Origin of the sequence: Sorangium sp. So ce1504, from assembly GCF_051521635.1 — a bacterium.
Classification (GTDB): domain Bacteria; phylum Myxococcota_A; class Polyangia; order Polyangiales; family Polyangiaceae; genus Sorangium; species Sorangium cellulosum_B.
On sequence record NZ_CP150365.1, the window covers coordinates 11,556,683 to 11,573,114 of the forward strand.

Genomic DNA, 16,432 nt, shown 5'->3' on the forward strand with positions numbered 1-16,432 from the left:
CGAGCCCGCGGCCCCCTACCGTGCGCGCATGCGCCGCGCTTCACGATGGCTGCTCTCGGCGGTGATGGCCCTGACCACGCTCACGGCCTCGCCAGCATCGACCTTCGCCCGCGACACCAAGGTCGAATGGAAGAGCGTCGACGTACCCGCGGGCGAGGGCCAGGCCCAGCGGGCTCGAGCGCTGCGCGGCATGCTCTCCAGCGCCGCGAAGAAGGCGGACTTCGGCAAGGCGAAATCGGTCGTGCTGAGCGCGCGTGTCGTCGAGTTCACCTCGGCCACGCGGGGCGACGTCCACCGCGTGAGCTGCACCGTCGTCGGCCGCGTCGTCGGCGGCCCCACCGCCCGCTCGCGCATCTCGTTCGGCGGCAGGCCGAGCGAGCGACAGGCGCTGGAGAAGCAGGTGCTCGCCATGGTCGCGAACGGCGTCGTCGGCCGGCTCGCCGCGATCGTCCGCGCCCGCGCGCATGACTGACGCGCACGACGGAGCCGACCTGCTCCGCCGCGGGATCGCGCCGCGCCCCGCTCGACCCTCCACGGGATCTGGACTACGACGGCCCGCACCTCATGGAACTGGACCGGATGGTGAGCGAGCTCTTCCAGGAGGAAGAGCTCGCTCGCGACACGGCGAAGAAGCTGATCGAGCTGGCGCAGCGCTCCACGGACGAGGCGAGCGCCGAGCGCGCGAGCCTGCTCGCGTTCCTGCGTGGACCGATGGAGCGGCACATGCGCTACGAAGAGACCGCCCTGTTCCCGCATTTCCAGGTGCGCGGGCTCGCCGAGGAGGTCCAGGTGGCGCTGAAGCAGCACGCCGCCGTGCGTGAAGCGACCGACGCCCTGGCCGGCGTTGCGCAGGGCGACGACGTCGCGCGGGCCATCGTCGATGTCGCCCGGCTGCTCCTGCACCATACAAATTTCGAGGGCGACTACATTTATCCAGAGCTCACCCACGACGAATGGCGCGAGCTGATGAAGGAAACCGTTCCGCAGGGCATCTGAGGTGGTACGCATGAACTCGACACGGATGTTGTCCTCGACGTAGGCTTTTGCCGCCGTGTCTATTGCAGCTGGTCAGGTGCTGAGCGAGCGCTACCGCCTCATCCGACCCGTGGGGCAGGGCGCGCAAGCCGCGGTGTGGGTCGCAGAGCACCTGGCGCTCGGCACCCATGTCGCGGTCAAGCTCATCGATCTGGAGCTCGCGAAGCAGGAGGACGCGCGCGAGCGGTTCCGCCGCGAGGCGACGGCCGCCGCGCAGCTGCGCAGCGCGCACGTCGTGCAGATCATCGATCACGGCATCGACGGGGAGCAGCCGTTCATCGTGATGGAGCTGCTCGAGGGCGAGGACCTCTTCGATCGGCTCGCGCGCCGGCGCCGCCTCTCGCTCCAGGAGACGTCGAAGATCGTGACGCAGGTCGCGCGCGCGCTCACCCGCGCGCACGGGGCCGGCATCGTGCACCGCGACCTCAAGCCGGAGAATTTTTTCCTCTGCGCGAACGAGGACGACGAGATCGTCAAGATCCTCGACTTCGGCATCGCCAAGGTGAAGGGGCAGGGGAAGCGGGTCGCCCAGCGCACCAGCGTCGGCACGCTCATGGGCACGCCGCACTACATGAGCCCGGAGCAGGTGAAGGGGCTCCGGGAGGTCGACTACCGCGCGGATCTCTGGGCGCTCGGCGTGATCGCTTACCAGTGCGTGACGGGCGAGCTCCCGTTCGACAGCGAGGGGGTCGGCGACCTGCTGATCAAGATCTCGCTCGGCGAGATCCCGGTCCCGTCGAGGGCGAACCCGGAGCTGCCGCCGAGCTTCGACGGGTGGTTCGCGCGCGCCTGCGACCGCGACCCGTCGCGGCGCTTCAGCAGCGCGCGCGATCTCGCGGAGTCGCTCGCCCGCGTCGCCGACCTGTCGACCGATGCCCCGAGCAGCATCCGATCGCCGCAGCCGCCGCCGCTGCCGCCCCGGGCCTCGCCCACGCGCCCGCCGGCGGCCCCGCCGCGGCCGGCGACAGGCTCGGTGATCCCGAAGGCGCCGCCGCTCCCCCGGGTGGCCGACCCCACGGGCGCCGCCTCGACGCGATCGCCCGAGCGAGGATCGGGCGAGCTGCCGGCGGACATGGCGGCCGCTCCGGCGTCGGCCAGGGCGAGCGCGAGGATCCCCGCGGTGCCAAGCGAGCGGCCGCAGACGCCGCCGCGGCTCACCGAGCGGCCTCCGCTCAGCGAGCGCCCGCCGCTGTCGTCTCGGCTCGGCGAGCGGCCTCTCGCACCGCCGCGGGCCACCGAGCGACCTCCGGCGCCGCCTCGGCCCACGGCGCGGCCTCAGACGCCGTCGCTGGCGCAGATCGGCGAGCCATCACCGGGCTCGTCCGAGCTCGGCGAAAGGCCGCCGCTGAGCCAGCGGCCGCCGCTCCCGGCTCGGCCCGGCGATCGACCTCCGGCGCCGCCGCAGCACAGCGAAAGCGCATCGCAGAAGCCGCCGGTCGCTGCCGAAACGCTGGTCGCCACCGGGACGCCGGTCGCTGCCGGGACACCGGTCGCTGCCGGAACACCGGTCGTCACCGGGACGCCGGTCTCCGCGCAGCCGAGCAGCGTATCGTCCGCGACGACAGACGGCGTCGACGCCCCACCAGGCGCGCCTGGACCGGCGCTGGCGCCCAGCGACACGTTCCGGAAGGCCGCCGACAGCGCGTCCTCGCTCGTCGACGTCGACATCGACGAGTTCGAAGAGGACGTGATCGATACCGACGTGGACGAGCCCTGGACGGCGCCGGCCGCATCCGCGGCGCTCGCTCCGCGCGCAGACGCAACGCCGGCCGCAGCCCAGGCGCCGGCCGAGCCCGCGGCCCAGGCGCCGGCCGAGCCCGCGGCCCAGGCGCCGGCCGAGCCCGCGGCCCAGGCGCCGGCCGAGCCCGCGGCCCAGGCGTCGGCCGAGACCGCGGCCCAGGCGCCGGCCGAGCCCGCGGCCAACGTGCCGGCCGAGCCCGCGATGGCTGCGCCCCAGAGCGGCGTACCCGTCGCGCCAGGCGCCACGGCCGAGCCGCCGCTCTCCTCGCCGACGCCACGCGCGCTCTCGCCACAAGAGGCCGATCCGCACGCGATCGCCCCCGAGCGCGAGGCGCCGCCGAGCCAGGACCCGTCGTCGGAGAAGCTCCGCGACAACGTCAGGCGGGCGGTCGCCGGGGCGGTCACGGCTACCGCGCCCCCCGCCTCGCTGCGCGAGCCGCCCCCGCTCGATCCGCCGCTCGCCCCTCGGGCTCGCCCGTTGCCCTCCGGCCAGTCGCCGGACCAATGGATGAAGGGGTCCAGCGTGAGCGGGGTGGCGCACGAGGCGCGCGAGAGCGTGCTTCCGGAGTTCGACCCCGGCTCACGTCGGCGCCGACGCGCCCGCTTGGCAGCCCTCGCGCTGGTGGCCCTGGCCGGCGTCGCCGCGTGGCAGGTGGTCCGCTCGCAGCGCCTGCCGCAGAGCACGCCGGCGGCCGAGAGCGAGGCCCCGCCGCCGCCCGTCGTCACGGCAGAGCCCGCACCGCCGCAAGAGCCCGCGCCCCAGCCGACCGTCACGGCGAAGGCCGTGGAAACGGCCACGGCCACGTCCGCGCAGCCGTCGGCCAGGGCCGCCGCGACACCGCCGCCGCGGAAGCGGCGCCCGCCGCCGCCACCGCCGAAGAAGTCGCGGAAAGAGCCGGCCAAGGTGGACGACCTGACGATCGAGATCCCGACTCCTCCGGAGCCCGAGGCGGAACCGACCTCACCAGCAGAGTCGCCGCCCCCGGCCGGATCGCCCCAGGGCGATCCGGCCCCGCATGCAGAGTGAAGCGTGGAAACGACTGCATATCAGCAATACTCCGAAGAATCCGGCGACTGGTTGAGGAAGGGGAGGGCCCGGCTGCTGGCCCATCTGGTGCGCGAGTTCGGCCCGGAACGGCGGCCGCTCGAGCTGCTGGAGGTCGGCGCCGGGGTCGGCCAGAACCTGAGTGTCCTCGCGGAGTTCGGGGCCGTCGACGCAAACGAGGTGAGCCCTCTCGGACAGGAGGCCATCGCGAAGGCCGGCGCGGCGAGGACGCTCTACGGCACATCCATCCCGTTCCAGCTCGACCGACGCTATGACGTGATCTGCGCGCTCGATGTCATCGAGCACATCGAGGACGACCGCGCCGCTCTCCGGTGGATCCATGACCACCTGAGCCCTGGCGGGATCTTCGTCGCCACGGTGCCGGCGTATCCGTGGCTGTTCAGCGACCACGACCGCGCATTGCAGCATTTCCGCCGGTACACGGCTGGCAGCTTCCGCGCCGCGCTGCCGGCCGAGCTCCACGTGGAAGCTTGCGCCTACTTCAACCAGCTCCTCTTCCCTGCCGCGGTCGGCTCGCGCGCCGTCTGGAGCGCCGCGCGCACGCTGCGCCCTCGCAAGACCAGCATGAAGCAGCCCTCACCGAAGTCGGGCCTCGCTTCCTCCGCGCTCGAAGCCGTCCTCGGTGCCGAGGTCGACCTCATCGCGCGCGGCTACCGGCCGAGCTTCGGCCTGTCGGTCTTCTGCGTGGCGAAGCGCTGGGCCGCATGAAGGACAGATCCGCGTCGCTCGCCGATATCCCCAGCACCCCGCCCACCGGCGCCCCGCCTGCCCCCCCGAGGATCTCGGCCGATCCGCCCGAGCCCGCGCCTGGCCCGCCTCAGCGGATCGGAGGCCCGCTCGCCAGGGTGCGCACGGCGCTGCGCCCGATCATGGTCGTCGCCGCTGCCCTGTTCATCGGGCTCGCCGCGCGGGACCTCGCTCGCAGGTGGGAGAGCGGCGCGCCGATCGACATCCGTCCCGCGTTCGTGGCGCTCTCGGTGCTGCCCCTCGCGCTCGGCCTCGTCGTGCTGGGGCTCGCCTGGGCCTTCATCCTGGAAGAGCTGACCGGCCGGCCCATCCCTCGCTGGCCGGCGATCGCGCTGCACATCGAGTCGCAGGCGGCGCGGTACATCCCCGGCAAGGTCGGCGTGCCGCTGTTCCGCATGCTGGGCGCCCCGCGCATCGGGACGACCAGCGCGGAGGTGGGGTCGTCCTTCGCGATCGAGTTCACCAGCTTCATCGCGGTCGGCGCCATGGTGGGGTTCGGCCTGCTCGCGGCGGGCGGCGAGCAGTTTGCGGGCGCGAACGCGCTCATCGGTCGATGGAGGCTGCCCGTGCTCCTCGCCCTGGGCGCGGTCCTCGTCGCGCTGATGACCGTGGATCGTACCCGCGCGCCCGAGCGCGTGCGCAAGCTCCTCGCGCCCGAGGGGCGCGGGCCGCTCATGCCGGTGCGATTGCCGCTCGTGCACGCGGTGTACTCGCTGACCTGGGCCGCGCACGGCGCGTGCGCCGCGCTCGCCGTCGGCGCGACGCCGGGCGCGGCGCTCGGCGGCTCGGGCCTGTTCGTGCTGGCGCCCATCGCCGGTTTCCTCGCGATGGCCACGCCGGGCGGCATCGGCGTGCGCGAGGCGCTGATCTCCGTGGGCCTCGCCCCCGCCGTCGGACCCGCCGCGGCGCTGGGCGCCGCGCTCATCTCGCGCGCCACCTCGCTCGCCGTGGACGTCGGCGGCTTGCTCATCGCGCGGCTGCTTTGCCGACGCGCCACGCCTCGCTAGGATGCGCCCCCTCTCATGCTGGCCCGCCTGCGTGTTGCCCTGAACTCCGACTCCCCCCTGGCCCGCTTCTGTGCCGCCCTGACCTCCGGCTCGCCCCGGGAAAGGCTGCTGCGCAACGTCTTCGCGGCCGTCGCATGCCTCACGGGCCTCGCCGGCTACGCGCTCGTGGTCCACGCGCACATTCCAGTCCAGCACTGGCTCCTGTGGCGGCTCGCGCCGCTCTGGGGCTATTCGCTGCTGTTCCTGCTCTCCAGCCTCGGCATCGGCCTCGTGCTGTTGCGCCGGGTGCTCCGCCTCGCGCACTTGCCGCCGGTCGAAGAGGGCCTGTTCGGCATGACGCTCGGCAGCATCGCCTTCGTGTTCGGCATGTACCTCGCGGGCGTGGTCGGCTGGATCCGCCCCTGGTACGGGCTCGTGATGCCGGCGGCCCTCTTCGCGGGCGGCCTCCTGGAGCTGCCACGCTGGCTATCGCGGCTGAAGCACGATCTCGACGCCTCGACGACGCCGAAAGGGACGATGCGCTGGCTGTGGCTCACGGCCACGGGCGTCGGCGCCCTGTGCCTCGTGCTCCTCTACCTGTTGTCGCTGACCCCGGATTCCATCAGCTTCGACGCGACCTGGTATCACCTGCCGATCGGGCAGGACTATGCGCGCGCCGGCCGCATCGTGCCGTTCTACGGCGACGTGAACCGCTCGTTCCCCCACTTCGCGAGCATGCTCTACGCGTGGGGTTTCAGCGTCCCCGGGATGCTCGTGGAGCAACGGTGGATGATGGCGCTCCACCTGGAGTTCGTGTTCGTCCTGGGGAAGGTGGTCGGCGTCGCGGCGCTGGCGCGGTACCTGCTCCAGGGCGAACGCGTCCCTGGCCTCTGGGCGGCTTTCTTCCTGTTCCCGTCGCTGTTCGTCCAGGACCAGAACCCCGGCGGTTCGGCGGACCATTTCCTGGGCTTCTTCGCGGCGCCGGTCCTGCTCGCGTCCATGCGCTTCGCGGAGCGCTTCGACAGGCGGTATGCCGTCCTGCTCGGCGCGTCGCTCGGGGGCGCGATGCTGGTGAAGTACCAGGCGGTCTATCACCTGGCCATGGCGGCGGCGGTCGTCGTGCCGCGCGCCGCGTACCTGCTCGCGCGCGCGGCCTCCCGCGCCCTGAAGAAGCGCAGGCGGCCGCTGCTCTCGGCGCGCCGCGTCCTCGTGGCGGGGCTCATCGCTTCGGGCGTGGCGCTCGGCACGGCCGCGCCGCACCTGATCAAGAACACCATCTACCATAACAACCCCGTTTATCCGTTGGCCCAGCGCGTGTTCACGCGGTCGTACCCGCAGCACGCGCGCTCCGCGGAGTTCATGGAGAAGGCGTATCCCAACGCGCCTTACCTGCCGAAGGGGAAGGGGCTAGAGCGGCAGCTCATCGCGGCCGGCAACTTCTTCACGTTCTCGTTCTCCCCGCACTACTCGTTCACTCGCTACGTCCCCTCGATGGGCTCGCTCTTCACGCTGCTCCTGCCGATGCTGCTGGTCATCCGCGGCCGTCGCAGGCCGGCGCTCGCGGCCTGGGCGACGTTCGCCGGCGTCTGGATGTGGAGCAACACGTACACCGCGGACCGGTACCTGCAGGGCATGCTCGCGGTGCCGATCGCCGCCGCCGCGGCGCTGCTCGTCCGCACATGGCAGCTCGGGACCATCGCGCGGCTCGGCCTCGTGCCGCTCGTGGTGTTCCAGATCGTGTGGAGCGGCGATGTGCCCTTCTACTCCGGCCCCCGCCGGCTGGAGAGCGCGCTCTCGCTGATCCGCTCCACCTACGAGAAGCGATGGAGCGACGCGCAGCGGTTCAAATTTCGCGCGGATCACCGCGCGATCAACCAGGCTACCCCGCCCGACGCGCGCATCCTCGCGCGCAACTACCGCACGACGCTCGGTATCGAGCGCGAGATCATCTTCGATATCCAGGCCTGGCAATCGCTCATTTTCTACGAGCCCGTGCGAGGGCCGGCCGAGCTCTACGCGCATTACCGGAGCGTCGGCATCACCCACATCCTGTACCCGCCGAACCAGCGCCCGCCGGACACGCTCCAGGCCGCCGTGCTGTTCAACGAGCTCGTGCACCGATACGCGACGGAGAAACGCCGCTTCGGCAGCCTTCAGCTCGTGACCATGCCGAAGGAGCCGCCGCCGGCCGACGAGCTGCCTTATCAGGTGCTCGCGCTCGGCGCGCCGGGCTACACGGACGGGCTCTATCCGGTCGAGGCGCTCCACATCCTCCCCAAGCTCCAGCCGCCCAAGGGCCAGGAGCCCAAGCCCGCACGGGCGTGGCCCAGGGATACGAACGCGCAGGCCGCGCTCCTCGACGCCGCGGAGGCGGTGGTGCTCGGCAAGAACGCCGCGCGGGGCAGCCGGAACGTGAAGCTGGACGGCGTGTTCTTCGCGGCGGAGCGCTTCAAGAACTACACGGTCTACCTGCGGCAGCAGCGCGACACCTCCCGGGCGGAGCCGCCGCCCGAGCCTCCGGCCGCGGGCGCGCCGCCCGGACCGGAGCCGACCGACCCTGTGGCTCCCGCGGAGGACGTCGATCCGGAGGACCCGGACGGCTGAGCTCCCGGCCCGGGGTTACGAGCACTGTTCGACCAGCGGCCCGGTCCAGGGGACCGGGCTCTTCACCTCGCGCTCGCTCGCGCCGGTTGCACCTGCTGGTTGTGCCACGGCTTCGCGCCCGTGGACTGGATCCCCTCCAGCCTGAGGGCCGGCTCCCGCTCCGCGAGCTCGGTCTCGATCCGGCGCACGCGCATCAGCACCTCCTCGACGAGGCGGCGGTTCGTCGCGATGAGCTCCGCGAGCAGCGCCACGGCCACCAGGATGCACGCCATCACGACGGCGCCCGTACCGACGATGAGCGACTGGATATAACCGCTGTAGTCCGGATTCCGCAGGTAGAAGTAGAGGAACCGGACGCCGAGCGCGAAGCCGAACACGAGCAGCACCGTCGCGACCCAGCCCACGAGCTGCACAGGGCGGTACATCGCATAAGCCCGGAACATGACGGGACCGGCGCGGCGCAGGTAGTCGGGGATCGAACGGAAGAGCCGCGACTCGCGCGTCTTCGGGTTGGTCGTGATCTTCACGTTCTCCAGCGCGAGGCCGCGGCGGCCTGCCTGGATCACGGTCTCCAGCGTGTAGGTAAAGCGGTTGTGCACGAAGAGCTGCAGCGCCGCCTTCCGGCTCACCGCGCGGAAGCCGCTCGGCGAGTCGGCCACCTCCGTGGCGGACAGGCGCCGGATGAGCCGCGAGCCCCACCGCTGCAAGACCTTCTTGAGCGGCGAGAAGTGCTCGATCCTGTCTGTCTGCCGATCGCCGATCACCAGGTCGGCCCGGCCGTCGAGGATGGGAGCGACGAGCTTCGGGATCTCCGCGCCGCGATACTGGTTGTCCGCGTCGGTGTTCACGATGATATCGGCGCCGAGCCGCAGGCACGCGTCGATGCCGGCCATGAACCCGGCGGCGAGGCCTCGATTCTTGGCGAAGCGGACGATGTGGTGGATCCCGAGCTGCTCGGCGAGCGAGCTCGTCCCGTCCGTGCTGCCGTCGTCAATGATGAGGACCTCGATCTCGTCCACGCCGTCGATCGACCGCGGCAGGTCCGCGAATGTCTGCGCGAGTGTGTCGCGCTCGTTCAAGCAAGGGATTTGGATGATGAGCTTCACGGGCGATTTCGCGGCGCAGCGTAGCACGACGTGCGTCGAGAAATTCACCTCGGAGCGCAGCGGGCTCCCCCGCGACGCGAGGCTCCAGCGCGGGCTGGAAAGCCGCCCCGCTCGCGCTGAGCGCCGGGCGGCCAGCAGAAACCTGACCACGCCGCTCCGCCGGTGCCCCGGGGCACCGTACATCGCGGAACTTCACGGAACATCGCGGGACGATGGCCCGCAGCCCTGCGCCGGGCCAGCGGGACCATCGCTCCGCTCTAGTTGAGCAACTTCTTCGAGAGGTGCTTGACCGCCTCCTGCGCCGCGTTTCGCAGCGCGACCTCGACCGCCTTCGAGGACGTGTCGCCTCGCACGAGGATGGCGCAATTGTCCCCTTCAGCCTCGAAGGATGCGAGCGGTAGCTCTGTCGCCGCTGCTGCGGCGCGGATCGGCACCTGCACAGCAAGCGAACCGACCTCGAGCTCCACGAACCCCACCAGCTCCGTCTTGGATAGGTTCTGCATGCCTTCGAACGTGGGTCGCCCGCTGGGGCTTAGCAAGGTCAGGTTTTTCCTGCTTGTCGCTGGGATTGAGCTCCACGTGAAGCGGCAGAGCGCGGGAGCGTCGAGCGCATCGTCTGGTCGGCGGTCGGCGGTCGGCGGTCGACGATCGGCATCGGCGTGGGGCGCGGGCGCGCGACGCGGCGGCCGCCGGTCCGAACGTCGCGCGCGTCACGCGCGTCACGCTGACCGCGCGCTTCCGCACGGATGACCGCTCTCGCGTCAGTTCTTCAGAGAGGTCAGCTGGTCGGCCATGATGCTTCGGTGATTGCGGTAGACCTGAAGCACGATGGCCAGCGCGATCGCCGCTTCGCTCGCCGCGAGGACGATGATGAAGACCGTGAACACCTGGCCAGCCACGCCTCCGGCGACGAAGTGGTCGAACGCGATGAAGTTGAGCGCGGCGGCGTTGAGGATGAGCTCGACGCCGAGGAGGATGCCCACCGCGTTCTTCCGCGTCATGACGGTGAACAGCCCGAGCCCGAAGAGCACGGCGGCGACGGTGAGGTAATGGATGAGACCGACCTCCATCGCCTACTCCCTCTCCCAGGCGCGCCTGACGGCTCGACGCGCGAGCACGACCGCGCCGATCATCGCGGCGAGCAGCACGACCGAGCCGAGCTCGAACGGGAGCAGGTACTCTCCGAGGAACGCGTGCCCGAGCTTGGCGGTGGACGGCATCGCCGGCTTGGCCTCGGCGGGCCAAGGGGTCTGGGTCGCCACCCTGCCGAGCAGGAGCAGCACCGCCGTGACCAGACCGAACGCCACGGCCGGCCCGCCGCGCGGGTTCGAGATCTTCATCTCCGCGATACGGCTCGTGAGCATCACGGCGAAGAGGATGAGCACGAGCGTGCCGCCGACATAGACGAGCACCTGCGTCGCCGCGATGAAATCGGCCGAGAGCGAGACGTACAGCCCGGCGATGCCGAGGAACGTGCCGAGCAAGGCCAGCGCGGAGTGGATGATGTTCCTGGAGAACGCCACGAGCCCGGCCGAGCCGAGCGTCAGCGCGGCAAGCCCGAGGAAGACGAGTGCGCTCAGGGAGGGCATGGGGTGAGGGCCGCGACGTTAGACCGCTGCCCACCGCCCAGCAAGGGCGACCCCCGCGCGTCGCTCGCGGCGCGCTCCTGCGCCGTTCTGCGCCCTTCTGCTCGCCGCGCGCCCTCGCTCAGGCGCCCGCTCCCGCCCTCGCCCCTACCCCGCTCCAGCTCCCCCTCCGGCCCCCCCGCCCGCGGGCTCCGCGCCCTCGGCGCCTTGCTGCTTCTCGCGCTCCTTGCGCCAGATGGCGCGCAGCTCCTCCAGCGCGGCCGGGTTGTCGCGCATGGCGCGCTCCCGGGCCTCCCGGGCGTGCGGCCCGTACTCGCCGACGGGCACCTCGCCGAGGTCCTTCGGCGCCTTGTACAGCGGCACGAGGCCCTCCGGGATGAAGCGGAACGTGAGGTGATCGAGCGTCGGCGCCGCCCCCTCGAACTCGCGGGTGTGGCGGATCGCGCCTGTCGACTCCGTCTTGCACGCCTCGACGCACAGGCCGCAGTACATGCACTTGCCCATGTCGATGTCGAAGCGGCTCATCGCCTGCTTCTTCGTCGCCGGGTCCTTCTCCAGATCGATGGCGATGCACTCGATGGGGCACGCGCGCTCGCAGCGCTTGCAGCCGGTGCAGATGTCCATCTGCACCTCCAGGAAGCCGCGGTACCGCGGGGGGAGCATCTCGCTGACGGGGCGGTCCGTCTTGTCGGGGTACTGGACGGTGATGGGCTCCCGGAACAGATGGGAGAACGTGACCGCCATCCCCTCCAGGATGGTATTGGCCGCGCTGGAGATGCTCTTGATGTACTGGGCGAGATCCATGGCCGGTGCCTCTCAGGGACCTGACGCGCTCGGGCAAATCCCCCGAAGGAGCGAGGCGCTACACCGCGGACGATAGCAGACGCGGACCTGCCCTGGAGCGTCCAGCCCGCTTCCCGCGGGTCCCGCCAGCCCGCGCCGTACAAGCCCCGCGGGCTCCCGCCAGCCCGCCCCAAGGCCGCGTCCGTGCGGCGTCGCCCCGCGCGGGAACCAGCGGAGAGCGGGGAGTGCGCGGCGAACCTGTCCTCTCCTGTTGACGCGCACCCGGGGTGGCGATCATGGTCGTCTGATGTCGCAGCTCCCCTTGTCGGGAACGTTCACCGCCCTCGTCACGCCATTCACGCCCGATGGCGAAGCCGTCGACTTCGACGCGCTCGACGCGCTCGTCGAGGCGCAGATCGCGGGCGGCGTCGGCGGGCTCGTGCCGTGCGGGACCACGGGCGAGTCGCCGACCCTCAGCGAAGCCGAGACGACCGCGGTCATCCGGCGCGTCGTCGAGGCGGCGCGCGGCCGCGTGCCGGTGATCGCAGGGACGGGCTCGTTCTCCACGAAGAAGACGATCGAGGCCTCGCGCGCCGCGCTCGCCGCTGGCGCGGCGGGCGTGATGATCGTGATGCCGTACTACAGCAAGCCCTCGCAGGACGGGCTCCGCGAGCACACGCTGGCCGTGGCCAGGGCCGTCCCGGCGCCGATCGTGCTCTACAACATCCCGGGTCGGACGGTGGTCGACCTCTCCGCCGAGACGACCGAGCGCATCTGCGCCGCCGCGCCGAACGTCGTCGCCATCAAGGACGCCTCGGGCAACGTGTTCCGCTGCCAGGAGCTCGTGCGGCGCCTCGGCGACCGGCTCGCGATCCTGAGCGGCGACGACGCGCTGACGCTCGCGATGATGGCGCTCGGCGCGCAGGGCGTCATCAGCGTCACGTCGAACGTGCTGCCGCGCGAGACCAGCGCGGTGACCCGGCGGTTCCTGGCCGGCGACCTCGCGGGCGCGCGCGCAGCCCACCTCGCGCTCCTCGAGCTGCACGGGCTCCTGTTCGTCGAGCCGAACCCCGCCCCCGCGAAGGCCGCGCTCGCCGCCCTGGGCCGCATGAGCGCCGCGGTCCGGCTGCCCCTCGTACCGGCCGGAGAGGCGACCCGGCAGCAGATCGCCGAGGCGATGAGGCGGCTCGAGGCGAGGCGCGAGGCGTCGTGAAATCGAACGGAGATCATCGAGGCGTGCCGATGAGCGCGCTCGTGGGGGCCCCCCAGGGAGACGACGCCCGGCTTCTGAAAGTCGCGATCCACGGCGCGAGCGGCAAGATGGGGCAGGCCATCGTCCGGCTCGCGGCGAACGAGCGAGCCCAGGTCGTGGGCGCGATCGTGTCGCGCGGCTCCTCCCGCATCGGCCGTGACGTCGGCGAGCTCGCGGGGACAGGCACCGTCGGCGTCGCGATGAGCGACGACACCAGCGCCGGGCTGCTCGGCGCTGACGTGGTCATCGACTTCTCGAGGCCCGAGGCGCTCCCCCGCCTCCTGCACCTCGCGATGCGCGCCAAGGTCGCCGTGGTCAGCGGCACGACGCGCCTCGACGGCACGTGCGAGCGGCTGCTCGACGAGACGGCGCAGCACGTCCCGGTCCTCTGGTCGCCGAACACGAGCATCGGCATCCACGTGCTCGCGGAGATCGCGGCGAGCGCGGCGCGGCGGCTCGGGCCCGGCTACGACGTCGAGATCGTGGAGGTGCACCACCGCGCCAAGGTGGACGCGCCGAGCGGCACGGCCGTGCGGCTCGCCGACGCCATACGCGGGGCCCGCGAGCCGGCCGGGACGCTCGCCGACGTGCACGGCCGCGAAGGCAACGTCGGCCCGCGCAAGCCGAACGAGCTCGGGATCTTCGCCGTGCGCGGCGGCGACGTCATCGGCGACCACACGGTCCACCTGCTCGGCCCCGGCGAGCGCCTCGAGCTCACGCACCGCGCGACCAGCCGCGATCTCTTCGCGCGGGGGGCGCTGCGCGCGGCGTGGCACCTGCACGGGAAGCCGCCCGGCCGATACACGATGGCCGACGTGATCGGCGGCTGACCGCGGCGCTCCAGGGCCAGACGCGGGCGATCCGCGATCCGGCGTGCCGCGAGAGAGCCACAATGTGGTCAGCGGCGGTTCGCCGCACTACGCTGCGGCGCTCGTATGGAGACGCTCGCTGCGAGGATCGCACGCGCCGGTCCGTTGCCGGACAGGGACGCGGTCGGCTGGGTCGTCCGCCTGGCGAAGCGCGTCGAGAGCCTGCACGCGCGCGGGACGGTGCACGGCCGCCTGTCGGCCGCGTGCGTGGTCATGGAGGGCGAGCCGTGCACGTCGACGGGGTGGCTCTCGGATCCGCTCGCCACGCCCGCTTTCGTGGGTTACCGGTCGCCGGAGCGGGCCGCGGGTGAGGGGCCGTCGCGCCGGGACGACACGTGGGCGCTCGCGGTCACCCTGTACACGGCGCTCTCGGGAGCGCTCCCGTTCCCCGCCGAGAGCGACCAGGAGCTCCGCCGCAAGCAAGGCGCCGGCGCCGCGCCGCGGGTAACGCCGCCCGGCGAGGCGGGCGACGCGCTGTGGCGCGTGCTGGACCAGGCGCTCGCGCGCCGCGCTGAGCAGCGGATCACCGAGGTCGCGGCGCTCCGTCGCGCGCTGGAGGCCGCGCGGCCGGGCGAAGGCCTGGAGGAGCTGCCGCCGCTCGATGAGCACGCGCTCGCGGCGCCGGCGAGGACCATTCCAGCGCCGCGCCCGTCGAGCAGCGGGGTGCGGGGGACGTCGAGCTCGCAGCCGCCCCGCAAGAGCGCGCCGCCGCGCGAGGGCACCGGCTCGCAGCCGCCTCGCAAGAGCGCGCCGCCGCGCGAGGGCACCGGCTCGCAGCCGCCCCGCAAGAGCGCGCCGCCGCATGGCCACTCGAGCTCGCAGCCGCCGCCCATCGCGAGCGCCTCGGCCCGCCGGACGCCGTTGCCGCTCCACGGGCTCGCGAGCCTGGGGCTCCGGTCGACCATCGGCGTGCCGACCACCCCGCCTCCGGAGGCGCCAGACCGTGCCTCAAAGGCGCAGACCGCGTTGCCTGCCGCATCGCCGCGGCTCGCCGGCGCAGCGACGGAGGACCGCTCGCGCGCGGGCGCCGTGGCTGCCCCGACCGCGCACGTGCAGCCACCGCCGCAGCCGCCCGTCGTGCCCGCAGCGACCGCGCAGCCGCCCGTCGCGCCCGCAGCGACCGCGCAGCCGCCCGTCGTGCCCGCAGCGACCGCGCAGCCGCCCGTCGCGCCCGCAGCGACCGCGCAGCCGCCCGTCGCGCCCGCAGCGACGGTGCAGCCGCCCTTCTCCCCCAGCGCGGTGCCTCTCTTCGACGCGGATGCCCCGGCGAGCCCGCGAATGGTCGACGACCTCCCCTGGCTGGGCGAAGACGACACGCACGAGCCGTCGCACCCCTTCCCGATGGCGCCCGGCAGCGTCGCCGCGCGCCTCGGCGCGCCCGGGCCCGGCGCGCCGACGCCCCACGTCCCGGCCGTCGATCTCCCCTGGCTGGGCGAGCACGACACGCACGAGCCGTCGCACCCCTTCCCGATGGCGCCCGGCAGCGTCGCCGTGCGCTTCGGCGCGCCCGGGCCCGGCGCGCCGACGCCCCACGTCCCGGCCGTCGATCTCCCCTGGCTGGGCGAAGACGACACGCACGAGCCGTCGCACCCCTTCCCGATGGCCCCCGGCGGCGTCGCCGCGCGCGGCGGCGCGTCCGGGCTCGTCGCGCCGCCGCTCCGGGCGCGGGCGCCGACGCCAGCGTCCGGAGCGAGCCACGAGACGCCGTCCCCGGCGCGCCGGTGGGTCACGCTGGCCCTGGGGGTCGTGGCCATCGCGGGCGCCGCGGGGGGAGCCTGGTTCTGGCTTCGCCACCGCGACGCCGCGCCGCCGTCCCTCCCGGCGCCGCCGTCTGCGGACGCTGCGCCCGCCGCATGCGCCGCCCCCGCAGAGCCGAGCGCCCCGGCGCCCGGTGACGCCGGCGCGGAACAGGCACGCACGGCGGCGCCGGCGGACGCAGGCACCGCAAGCACAGCGCCGGATCCTGCGGCCACGGCGGACTTCGCCGCATGCGCGATGCCGCTCTTTCCCGGCAAGAGCGTCGACGCCGCCATCGCGGGCCAGCTGTCGTTCGTCTGCGCCGAGACCGACCCGATGAAGGGCGTCGCGGCGCTCAAGAGCCACCTCGCCCAGGCAGCTGGGCCCAAGGGCGTCTCGGACGCCACGAAGGAATGGGCCGTGCTCGGCTGGCACGACATGGCGACCGTCGCGACCCTGCGCGCCCGCTGCTGCCACGCCCCGCCCCCCCTCGAGCTGCCCCCCACGCCCGAGGGCTGCGCGCCGCTCGATGAGGCCCTGAACGAGCTCGGCGCGGCCGTCGCGTCGGCGTCTGCTCCGGGCGATCGGGCGGTCGCGAAGGCGGCGCGGCGGTACATGCGCGCAGCCCAGTGCGTCGCCCGGGTCGGCGCGGCGACCCGTTACGGGCGCAAGAGCAAGCCGAACGGAGGCGAGGCGACCGCGTTCAAGAAGGTGCTCTCGCGCGCGCTCCGGAGCGCGGCACAGGCGCGCTGAGCCGCGCGAACGTCACGTCGCCCGTGGCGCGCGCCCGTGGTGCGCGCCGTGCCACGGCGTGACGTCGCGAGCGACGCGGACGGCGCAAATGGCGTGAACGAACGTGAACAGGCGTGAACAGGCGTAAACAGCGCGGATCGATCGCTCGACCACCTCGCCGAACGAGCG

Annotated in this window: 14 protein-coding genes; 9 read left to right on the forward strand and 5 right to left on the reverse strand. The window is 72.9% G+C overall.

Annotation, left to right across the window (positions count from 1 at the left end; translation table 11 throughout):
* Positions 1–28 precede the first annotated feature (28 nt).
* The 6 genes from WMF39_RS43575 (at position 29) to WMF39_RS43600 (ending at position 8,178) form a co-directional block, all read left to right on the forward strand.
* Positions 29–472 (forward strand): hypothetical protein, encoded by a 444-nt coding sequence (locus WMF39_RS43575; RefSeq protein ID WP_437295835.1) that lies wholly within the window; start codon positions 29–31, stop codon positions 470–472.
* Between the two features lie 92 nt (positions 473–564).
* Positions 565–996 carry a hemerythrin domain-containing protein gene (locus WMF39_RS43580; RefSeq protein ID WP_437742322.1) on the forward strand — a complete coding sequence of 144 codons (432 nt, stop codon included), beginning with the start codon at positions 565–567 and terminating at the stop codon, positions 994–996.
* A gap of 55 nt (positions 997–1,051) precedes the next feature.
* The gene (locus tag WMF39_RS43585) at positions 1,052–3,802 is read left to right on the forward strand and encodes a protein kinase domain-containing protein (protein ID WP_437742323.1); all 2,751 of its coding nucleotides are present in this window, start codon (positions 1,052–1,054) and stop codon (positions 3,800–3,802) included.
* A 3-nt stretch (positions 3,803–3,805) separates the two neighbouring features.
* On the forward strand, positions 3,806–4,549 hold the full coding sequence (locus WMF39_RS43590; RefSeq protein ID WP_437742324.1) for a class I SAM-dependent methyltransferase: 744 nt from the start codon (positions 3,806–3,808) through the stop codon (positions 4,547–4,549).
* Entirely contained in the window at positions 4,546–5,595 is a 1,050-nt protein-coding gene (locus WMF39_RS43595) for a lysylphosphatidylglycerol synthase domain-containing protein (RefSeq protein ID WP_437742325.1), read from the forward strand. Before WMF39_RS43590 ends, WMF39_RS43595 begins: the two co-directional genes overlap by 4 nt.
* Before the next feature lie 15 nt (positions 5,596–5,610).
* Positions 5,611–8,178 carry a hypothetical protein gene (locus WMF39_RS43600; RefSeq protein WP_437742326.1) on the forward strand — a complete coding sequence of 856 codons (2,568 nt, stop codon included), beginning with the start codon at positions 5,611–5,613 and terminating at the stop codon, positions 8,176–8,178.
* Positions 8,179–8,240: 62 nt separating this feature from the next.
* Here WMF39_RS43600 and WMF39_RS43605 read toward each other — a convergent pair whose 3' ends face one another.
* The 5 genes from WMF39_RS43605 to WMF39_RS43625 all read right to left on the reverse strand — a co-directional run bounded on the left by WMF39_RS43605 (position 8,241) and on the right by WMF39_RS43625 (position 11,674).
* Positions 8,241–9,284: a glycosyltransferase family 2 protein gene (locus WMF39_RS43605; protein ID WP_437742327.1), complete on the reverse strand. Its 1,044-nt coding sequence runs from the start codon at positions 9,282–9,284 to the stop codon at positions 8,241–8,243.
* A gap of 257 nt (positions 9,285–9,541) precedes the next feature.
* Positions 9,542–9,787, reverse strand: coding sequence for a hypothetical protein (locus WMF39_RS43610; RefSeq protein ID WP_044967022.1), 246 nt, complete (start codon positions 9,785–9,787; stop codon positions 9,542–9,544).
* A gap of 258 nt (positions 9,788–10,045) precedes the next feature.
* On the reverse strand, positions 10,046–10,354 hold the full coding sequence (nuoK, locus tag WMF39_RS43615; protein WP_012240633.1) for an NADH-quinone oxidoreductase subunit NuoK: 309 nt from the start codon (positions 10,352–10,354) through the stop codon (positions 10,046–10,048).
* A 3-nt stretch (positions 10,355–10,357) separates the two neighbouring features.
* Positions 10,358–10,873, reverse strand: coding sequence for an NADH-quinone oxidoreductase subunit J family protein (locus WMF39_RS43620; RefSeq protein ID WP_012240634.1), 516 nt, complete (start codon positions 10,871–10,873; stop codon positions 10,358–10,360).
* A gap of 144 nt (positions 10,874–11,017) precedes the next feature.
* The gene (locus tag WMF39_RS43625; protein ID WP_437742328.1) at positions 11,018–11,674 is read right to left on the reverse strand and encodes a NuoI/complex I 23 kDa subunit family protein; all 657 of its coding nucleotides are present in this window, start codon (positions 11,672–11,674) and stop codon (positions 11,018–11,020) included.
* 286 nt (positions 11,675–11,960) lie between these two features.
* On the opposite strand from WMF39_RS43625, the gene dapA reads away from it, so the two are divergent.
* The 3 genes from dapA to WMF39_RS43640 all read left to right on the forward strand — a co-directional run bounded on the left by dapA (position 11,961) and on the right by WMF39_RS43640 (position 16,264).
* Complete coding sequence (dapA, locus tag WMF39_RS43630) at positions 11,961–12,866, forward strand: 4-hydroxy-tetrahydrodipicolinate synthase (RefSeq protein WP_437742329.1); 906 nt, start codon at positions 11,961–11,963, stop codon at positions 12,864–12,866.
* Between the two features lie 29 nt (positions 12,867–12,895).
* Complete coding sequence (gene dapB / locus WMF39_RS43635) at positions 12,896–13,735, forward strand: 4-hydroxy-tetrahydrodipicolinate reductase (RefSeq protein WP_437742330.1); 840 nt, start codon at positions 12,896–12,898, stop codon at positions 13,733–13,735.
* 105 nt (positions 13,736–13,840) lie between these two features.
* Complete coding sequence (locus WMF39_RS43640) at positions 13,841–16,264, forward strand: hypothetical protein (protein ID WP_437742331.1); 2,424 nt, start codon at positions 13,841–13,843, stop codon at positions 16,262–16,264.
* The last annotated feature ends 168 nt before the right edge of the window (positions 16,265–16,432 follow it).

Excerpts from the sequence above, each read along its gene's own strand:
- WMF39_RS43595 (WP_437742325.1), top strand. The coding sequence starts at position 4,546 with ATGAAGGACAGATCCGCGTCGCTCGCCGATATCCCCAGCACCCCGCCC.
- dapB (WP_437742330.1), top strand. The coding sequence starts at position 12,896 with ATGAGCGCGCTCGTGGGGGCCCCCCAGGGAGACGACGCCCGGCTTCTG.
- WMF39_RS43610 (WP_044967022.1), bottom strand. The coding sequence starts at position 9,787 with ATGCAGAACCTATCCAAGACGGAGCTGGTGGGGTTCGTGGAGCTCGAG.
- WMF39_RS43620 (WP_012240634.1), bottom strand. The coding sequence starts at position 10,873 with ATGCCCTCCCTGAGCGCACTCGTCTTCCTCGGGCTTGCCGCGCTGACG.
- nuoK (WP_012240633.1), bottom strand. The coding sequence starts at position 10,354 with ATGGAGGTCGGTCTCATCCATTACCTCACCGTCGCCGCCGTGCTCTTC.
- dapA (WP_437742329.1), top strand. The coding sequence starts at position 11,961 with ATGTCGCAGCTCCCCTTGTCGGGAACGTTCACCGCCCTCGTCACGCCA.
- WMF39_RS43600 (WP_437742326.1), top strand. The coding sequence starts at position 5,611 with ATGCTGGCCCGCCTGCGTGTTGCCCTGAACTCCGACTCCCCCCTGGCC.
- WMF39_RS43640 (WP_437742331.1), top strand. The coding sequence starts at position 13,841 with ATGGAGACGCTCGCTGCGAGGATCGCACGCGCCGGTCCGTTGCCGGAC.
- WMF39_RS43575 (WP_437295835.1), top strand. The coding sequence starts at position 29 with ATGCGCCGCGCTTCACGATGGCTGCTCTCGGCGGTGATGGCCCTGACC.
- WMF39_RS43580 (WP_437742322.1), top strand. The coding sequence starts at position 565 with ATGGAACTGGACCGGATGGTGAGCGAGCTCTTCCAGGAGGAAGAGCTC.
- WMF39_RS43625 (WP_437742328.1), bottom strand. The coding sequence starts at position 11,674 with ATGGATCTCGCCCAGTACATCAAGAGCATCTCCAGCGCGGCCAATACC.